1 protein-coding gene is annotated in these 1,760 nt (G+C 72.9%); it reads left to right on the top strand.

Features of this window, described 5'->3' with window-relative positions; genetic code table 11:
• Window positions 1-1,760 (top strand): hypothetical protein (locus tag VHK87_RS11515; protein WP_349256850.1); only part of this gene is annotated, 1,760 nt, incomplete at both ends.

The following is a 1,760-nucleotide window of genomic DNA, read 5'->3' as shown; positions in this document are numbered from 1 at the left end:
CTGGAGGACTGGCGGGCCCAGGCCCTGCGGGTCGCGGCAGCCTTCGGCGAGGAGGGGATGGACGCCGCTGCGCTCGGCGAGGAGGAGGCCGTCTCCAAGGCGCTGCGCCACCACGCCGGCGATGAGGACCTCAGCGGGCTCGGCGAGACCGGCCAGCTGGCCGCCCGCCTGACCGGCTGGATGGAGCGCGCCTGCGCCGACGCCGCCCCGCCGCTCGAGGAGATCGACGGCATCGCCGCCGACTTCGCCGCCATGAAGCGGCGCCTAGGCGGGCTCGTCTCGCCGATCGCCCGTGACCTCGACCAGACGCGGGCGGACCTGCACTTCCAGCGCCAGCTGGTGGGCTTCCAGCGCAACCGGCTGGAGAACGAGGTCCGCGCCGTCGCCGCCGAGCTGCACGCTGCCCGCGCCGAGCGCGACGAGCTCGCCCGTCGCCTGGAGCAGGCCCCCGCGGCGGCCGCCGCGCCGGCTGCGCCGCCGCGCCCCGACATCTCCGGCCAGACGCCGCCCGACAAGCTGATCGAGCGCTTCCACCGCCCCGAGTACCGGCAGGTCTGGATCGCGCTCGACCCGGAGTTCTACCTGACGAGCTACCCGGACGTGCGCGGCGCCGATCCGGTCGCCCACTACCTTGACATCGGCTGGCGAGAGGGGCGGGACCCCAACCCCTGGTTCTCCACGCGGGCCTATCTCGAGGCCAAGCCGCAGCTGGTGGCGCTGGGGATCAATCCCCTGGTGGACTACCTGCGTGGCGGCATGGACGCGCCGCCCAAGCCGCAGCCGCCGACGGCCGTGGCGCCCTCGAAGGCCGTCCCCGAGCTGAGCTTCGACGAGCAGCGGTCGGTGGTGGAGCCGGCCTTCGACCGCGACTACTACCTCGACCTCTACGCCGACATCGCCGCCGCCGGCCTGGAGCCGCTGACCCACTATCTGACGAACGGCTGGCGGGAGGGGCGGGACCCCAGCCCCGGCTTCTCCACGCGCCACTACCTCGAGGCCTATCCGGAAGTGGCCGATGCGGAGATCAACCCGCTCTACCATTACCTGACCATCGGCCGGGCGGCGGGCTACCGGCCGCGGCCACACCTGGGCTGGCGTTACGACATTCTGGAGAAGCTGCAGGACGTGGAGGCGCGCACCGCCTGGGCCGCCAAGAAGCGCGGGCCGGTGGACATCAAGGCCTCCCACATCCTGCGCGAGGCGCTCACCGGGCTGACGCTGGCGCACCTGACGGTCAGCCACGACGACTACACCGACAAGGTCGGCGGCGTGCAGCTGTGCATCGCCCGCGAGGGCGCGGCCCTGCGCGAGGCCGGGCGGGCGCACATCCACCTGTACCCTTCAGTTCCGGCCCCGGTGCTGATCGAGGACCGCGACTATCCGATAGCCGTGCTGGTGGAGGGCCGGCTCATCGGCGACTTCCGGGCCGGCGACGTGCGGCAGGCGGCGGCCGAGATGCTCTCGGGCGTAGACCTCACCGCCGCGATCCACAACCTGCTGGGCCACCAAGCCGACGCCGTGGCCGACATCGTCGAGGCCGCCGCGCCCGCCCAGACCTTCTTCTGGGTGCACGACTTCGGGGCGGTGTGCGCCGGCTACACCCTGTTGCGCAACGACGTGCAGTTCTGCGGCGCGCCGCCGGTGGGCAGCACGGCCTGCGGGCTGTGCATCTACGGCGGCCACCGCGTGCGCCACATGGAGGGATACCGGCGGCTGTTCGACCGGCTGTCCCCGACGCTGGTCTCTCCGTCTCAAACGGC

This window comes from Phenylobacterium sp., assembly GCF_036263695.1.
Lineage (GTDB): Bacteria > Pseudomonadota > Alphaproteobacteria > Caulobacterales > Caulobacteraceae > Phenylobacterium.
Note: the sequence above shows the minus strand (reverse complement) of the source record. Positions and strands in the feature narration are given on the sequence as shown.